Source organism: Streptomyces calidiresistens, assembly GCF_014141525.1.
GTDB classification, from domain to species: domain Bacteria; phylum Actinomycetota; class Actinomycetes; order Streptomycetales; family Streptomycetaceae; genus Streptomyces; species Streptomyces calidiresistens.
In genome coordinates, this window is the sequence record NZ_VKHS01000330.1 from 1 (window position 1) to 5,769 (window position 5,769).

Genomic DNA, 5,769 nt, shown 5'->3' on the forward strand with positions numbered 1-5,769 from the left:
CCCGGCGACTGGCCCCCGGACCGGTCCCGCCGGAGACCGCGCGCCGTCTGGTGCGCGACGAACTCATGCTCGACGGCAACGCCCGGCTGAACCTGGCGACCTTCGTCACCACCTGGATGGAACCGGAAGCCGCGATCCTGATGGCGGAGTGTGCCGACAAGAACATGATCGACAAGGACGAGTACCCGCGCACCGCCGAGTTGGAGCGCCGGTGCGTGGCCATCCTCGCCGACCTGTGGAACGCCCCCGACCCCGAGGCCGCGGTCGGCTGCTCCACCACCGGATCGAGCGAGGCGTGCATGCTCGCCGGCATGGCGCTCAAGCGCCGTTGGGCCCACCGCAACGCGGACCGGTACCCCGCCCGCGCCCGGCCCAACCTGGTCATGGGCGTGAACGTGCAGGTGTGCTGGGAGAAGTTCTGCGCCTACTGGGAGGTCGAGGCGCGCACCGTGCCCATGGAGGGCGAGCGCTTCCACATCGACCCCGCCGCCGCGGCCGACCTGTGCGACGAGAACACCATCGGCGTGGTCGGTGTGCTCGGCTCCACCTTCGACGGTTCCTACGAGCCCGTCGCCGACCTGTGCGCGGCCCTGGACGACCTGCGGGAGCGCACCGGTGTCGACGTCCCCGTTCACGTGGACGGGGCCTCGGGGGCGATGATCGCCCCCTTCCTCGACCCCGACCTGCTCTGGGACTTCCGGCTGGAGCGGGTCGTGTCCGTCAACACCTCCGGCCACAAGTACGGGCTGGTGTACCCCGGGGTGGGATGGGTGCTGTGGCGGTCCTCCGAACACCTGCCGGAGGAGCTGGTCTTCCGGGTGAACTACCTCGGCGGCCAGATGCCCACCTTCGCCCTCAACTTCTCCCGGCCCGGCGCCCAGGTGGCCGCGCAGTACCACGTGTTCGTCCGGCTGGGGCACGACGGCTTCCGCGCCGTGCAGCAGGCCACCCGCGACGTGGCGCGCACCCTCGCCCGGGACATCGAGGCGCTGGACGACTTCCGGATGCTCACCCGCGGCGGGGACCTGCCCGTCCTGACCTTCACCACCGCCCCGCACGTGACGGCCTATGACGTCTTCGACGTCTCCCGCGCCCTGCGGGAGCACGGGTGGCTGGTCCCCGCCTACACCTTCCCGCCGAACCGGGAGGACCTGTCGGTGCTGCGGGTCGTGTGCCGCAACGGGTTCAGCGGCGACCTCGCCTCGATGCTGGTGGAGGACCTGGGGCGGGCCCTGCCCCGCCTGCGGCGCGGCACCGGGGCCGGCGCGGCCGACCGCCGGCGGGCGACGGCCTTCCACCACTGAGACCCCCGGGCCGCTCCGGGACCCGTCCGTCCGACACGCGCGGGGCGGCGGGGAGAACCGGACGGGCCGCCGGGGCCGGAAAGGAACCCCGCCCGAAGGGTGCGGGGAAGGAACGGCGAAGGAACAAGGCCGGCACATCAGTTCGTTGACCACCGTGGGTGTTCCCGGCCATCCTGCCCGTGAACGCACCGGCCACCCGACCCCGGAGAAGTTCAAAGGGCTTCCAAGTTCCTCCCCCGGGCGCTTCCTTGGGCCGGAAAAGTGAGGACAATAGGGGTTCTGGGCCCTCTGGGAGGCGATTGGGACCGGTGACGCCTCCCCGTTCCCGGGCGTCACGGACGGTGCGCCCCGATGGGGAGGATTGCATTCATGGGGGTATGTGGGGGATCGTTGCCCCCGGGAAACTGTTGTATCCAGCGTTGAGAGGTGAAGGAACCCACGCTGGGGGTTCCGGACCGTGGAGAGTTTCGCGAAAGCTTCCGACCGCACCCGCGGCACCGATGACACCGGTGCCGTGTGGGAAGCGGCGCCCTACCCCGTACTGGTGGTGGACGCCGGCGGTGCGGTGCGTCGGGCGAACCACGCGGCCGGCGCCCTGTTCCCCGCCGTCCGCCCCGGCGCCCGGCTGGCCGACGTGGTGCCGCAGTGGCTGGCAGCCGCCCATCACCGCGGCTTCCTCCCGCACCAGGACGGCCACGGCACGGGCGCCCCGCCCCCCGCCGTCATCGGCCCCGTGGGGGATCGCACCTACGAGGCCCATCCCACCCGCCACGAGGACGGCAGCGTCGTCTGGTGGCTGGTGGACGACACCGACCACCGGCTGGCCAGCGACGCCCTGCGGGTCGAACGCGAACGCACCGCCTTCCTGGCGGAGGCGTCCAACCTGCTGCTGTCCTCGCTCAACCTCGAGCGGTGCATGGACGTCACGGCCCGCCTCGCGGCCCGCCACCTCGCCGACGCGGCCATGGTGATCGCCCCCCGGTCCGGGCGACGGCACCCGGTGACCGTCTGCACCATGGACGGCGAACCCCGCCGGGCCCGCCTGGGGGTGGACCCCTCCGACGTCCCCGGTCTGGCCGAGGCGCTCCAGGGCTTCCCACCCGTGCCCTCCCGCTGGATCGACCCCGACTCGGCCCCCGACTGGGTGGTGCCCGACGGCTTCGGCCGCGTCGGCTCCATGGTCGTCACCCCCCTGCCGGGCCACGGGGTCCCCGCCGGGGCCCTGGTCCTGCTGCGCCGCTCCGACCGGACCTCCTTCAACGACAGCGAGGAGATCTTCGCCCGCCTCTTCGCGGCCCGGGCCGGCGCCGCCATGTCCGCCGCCCGCCTCTACGCCGAGCAGGCCTCGATAACCGAGATCCTCATGCGCGAACTCCTGCCCCCGCGCCTCCACCACGTGGACGGGGTCGAGTTCGCCGCCGGCTACCGCCCCTCCGCCGACGAGGAGCGCATCGGCGGCGACTTCTACGACGTCCACCCCGCCTCGGTGGACGGCCAGGAGTCCCTCGTCGTCCTCGGCGACGTCTGCGGCAAGGGCCTGGAGGCCGCCGTACTCACCGGCAAGATCCGCAACACCCTGCACGCCCTGTTGCCGATGGCCGACGACCACCAGCGGGTGCTCCGCCTGCTCAACGGCGCGCTCCTGGACTCCCACCACACCCGCTTCGCCACCCTGGTCCTCGCCTCGGCGGTGCGCCGCAGCGGCAACGTCCGCCTGCGCCTGACCAGCGCCGGCCACCCCGCCCCGCTGATCGTCCGGGCCGACGGCCGGGTGGAGGAGGCCGACACCAAGGGCATGCTGGTCGGTGCCCTTCCCCGGATCGAGACCCGCACCCACACCACCGAACTCGCCCCCGGTGAGAGCTGCCTGCTGTTCACCGACGGGATCACCGAGGCGCGCGGTGGGCCCCTGGGCGACGAGCTCTTCGGCGAGGACCGCCTGCGCACCGCCCTCGCGGAGTGCGCGGGCATGCCCGCCGAGGCCATCGTGGAGCGGGTGCGCATGCTCGTCTCCGAGTGGCTGGGCACCGGCCGCCACGACGACATGGCCGTCGTCGCCATCACCGCACCGCGAGGGGCCCACCTGAGCGCGGTGGGAGGGCACGGTCCGGGCAGGTTCACCGCATGACCCCCGACACCCGACCCCGGGTGCCCGTGCCGACGGGCCCCGGGACGGAGGAGTGGGCCGACCTTCTCTGGGAGGCCGTGTGGTACGGCGACGAGCAGCGCGCCGGTGACCTCGCCGTGGCCGCGCTCGACGCCGGGGTGGAACCCGAGGCACTGTTCCTCGACGTCATCGGCGCCGTGCAGCGGAAAGTCGGCGAGGAGTGGGCCGCCAACCGCATGAGCGTGGCCCGCGAACACGCCGCCACCGCCATCAACGAACGCGTCATAGCGGCCCTGAGCCGTCACCCGGCGGTGCGCCGCGAACCCACCCGGGGCCGCATCACCATCGCCTGCGTGGACGGCGAGTGGCACGCCCTGCCCGGGCGACTGCTGGGCGAGGTCCTCAAGCTGCGCGGATGGCGGGTGGACCACCTCGGCGCCCAGGTGCCCACCCCCCACCTCATCGGGCACCTCCACCTGACCGGCCCCGAGGCGGTGGCGCTCTCCGGATCCATCGCCACCCGTCTGCCCACCGCCCACGCCACCATCACGGCCTGCCAGGCCGCCGGTGTGCCGGTGCTGGTCGGCGGCGCGGCCTTCGGCCCCGACGGCCGCTACGCCCGGCTGTTCGGTGCCGACATGTGGGCCCCCGACGCCCGCGCCGCCGCCGACCGCCTCGACGCCGGCCTCCCGCCCCGGCCCTCGCTCCCGCACCAGGCGGTGGACGACCTGCCGCACCTCGCCGACCAGGAGTACACCCTGGTCATCCGATCCGGGGGCGGACTGGTCCGGGAGACCCTCACCGACCTGGAGGAGCGCTTCCCGCCCATGCGGGAGTACTCCCGCACCCAACGGCGGCGCACCGCCGAGGACATCGCGCACATCGTCGACTTCCTCGCCACCGCCCTCTACACCGATGACGACGACCTGTTCACCGGCTTCATCCTCTGGACGGCCGATGTTCTGACCACCCGCGGGGTGCCGGCGCACTCGCTGCTCCCCGTCGTGGACCTGCTGACCCACCGCCTCCGGGACCTGCCCCGCGCCGTCCGTCTCCTCCACCGGGGACATCGGGCCCTGCTCGACCACCCCGCCGTCTCCGTCCCCGACCCGGAAACCGCCGCATGACTACGTTCCCACCCCACAATCTCACCCTCACCCGCACCGTGACGGACCCCCACATCGTCCACATCGCGATCACCGGTGATCTGGACTACGACACCTCCGAGGAGTTCCTGGAGACCGTGGCCGAGGAGATGGACGCGCGCCCCGAACTGCGCGAACTCCATCTGGACTGTGCGGAGCTGGGCACCTGCGACTCCATGGGCCTGTCCATCCTGCTCATGGTCCACCGGCGCGTGACCCTGGCGGGCATCAAGCTGTACCTGGACAACCGGCAGCCGGCCCTGAACCGCCTGCTGGGCATCACCGGGACCTTTCGGCACTTCATCGGGGAGCCGGAGGGTGGGGAGGTCCCGACGGCGGGTTCCGAGACCCGGATAGTCCACCCCCGCGACGAGAACTGAGCCGAGCCGGCCGGGCGGGAACCCGGCCGCGCGACCTCCGGGGCGCCTCCCCGGGGAGGAATCGGGGGGCACGGCGGTCCGTCACCCCCGGGAAGCCGATGGGGAATCCGGGAACCGTTCCGGGCCGGGGCAAAGGCCCGCACCGGGCCGTGAGTCGGTGAACACCCGGAGATCCCCTGCTGTTCGAACGGCATGACCCATGGCATACGTGCCGGGCGGGCCGCCATCGGTTCCCCCACCGTCGGCTCGGCTCGCCTCGGCTCGGCTCCGGGCACGGGCGGAGGTGGCGGGAGCCCCGCGTCACCCTCCGTTCGAAGCGGGCCGGGCCTCGCCCGGGGCACGAAGTGGCGCGGCCGGATCGCCGATGGTTCCGGTTCCCGTGGCGCCGCACGAAGTCGGGATGGCCGCCGCCCGGCGCCGGGGAACGTCCGGCTGCGGTGGCCCGGGCACGCGGCTGCTCACGCCGGTGAACTCCCCCCGGGGGGGGCCTGCACCGCGGAACGGATGGGTACGTCTCGGAGTAGCCATGGACGGACATTCGGTGAGGGGGGCGAGGGACGCGAAAGGTGCGGTGGACGATGGCGACAGGTGCCGGCCCGGGAGCCGGGAGCAGGGGTGCCGACGGGGCGAGGGACCTCCTGAGGGCGGTGGGAAGCCTGGTGCGGGATGAGGAGACCGGCCGGGTCGGGGTGTTGCAGGACGTCCTGACCTTCCGGGACACCTCCGTCCCGCCCTATCTGCCGCCGCGGACCCGCACCCTGGCCTACATCCGCCCCGAGGGCGGGGGCCGGGAGTGGACCACCGATCCGGGTCGGGTCACCGTGGTGGGGGAG

Annotated in this window: 4 protein-coding genes and 1 pseudogene; all 5 read left to right on the forward strand. The window is 73.2% G+C overall.

Features of this window, described 5'->3' with window-relative positions; translation table 11 throughout:
• Positions 1 to 1,304 (forward strand): glutamate decarboxylase (gene gad / locus FOE67_RS14615; protein ID WP_182664361.1); only part of this gene is annotated, 1,304 nt, incomplete at its 5' end.
• Positions 1,305 to 1,761: 457 nt separating this feature from the next.
• Positions 1,762 to 3,432, forward strand: coding sequence for a PP2C family protein-serine/threonine phosphatase (locus tag FOE67_RS14620; RefSeq protein ID WP_182664363.1), 1,671 nt, complete (start codon positions 1,762 to 1,764; stop codon positions 3,430 to 3,432).
• Complete coding sequence (locus tag FOE67_RS14625; RefSeq protein ID WP_182664365.1) at positions 3,429 to 4,538, forward strand: cobalamin B12-binding domain-containing protein; 1,110 nt, start codon at positions 3,429 to 3,431, stop codon at positions 4,536 to 4,538. Before FOE67_RS14620 ends, FOE67_RS14625 begins: the two co-directional genes overlap by 4 nt.
• Positions 4,535 to 4,936 (forward strand): STAS domain-containing protein, encoded by a 402-nt coding sequence (locus FOE67_RS14630; protein WP_182664367.1) that lies wholly within the window; start codon positions 4,535 to 4,537, stop codon positions 4,934 to 4,936. Before FOE67_RS14625 ends, FOE67_RS14630 begins: the two co-directional genes overlap by 4 nt.
• Before the next feature lie 578 nt (positions 4,937 to 5,514).
• Positions 5,515 to 5,769, forward strand: a pseudogene (locus FOE67_RS14635) (hypothetical protein); the annotation flags it as partial.

Coding starts and splice junctions, on each gene's coding strand:
- FOE67_RS14625 (WP_182664365.1), top strand. CDS start 3,429: ATGACCCCCGACACCCGACCCCGGGTGCCCGTGCCGACGGGCCCCGGG.
- FOE67_RS14630 (WP_182664367.1), top strand. CDS start 4,535: ATGACTACGTTCCCACCCCACAATCTCACCCTCACCCGCACCGTGACG.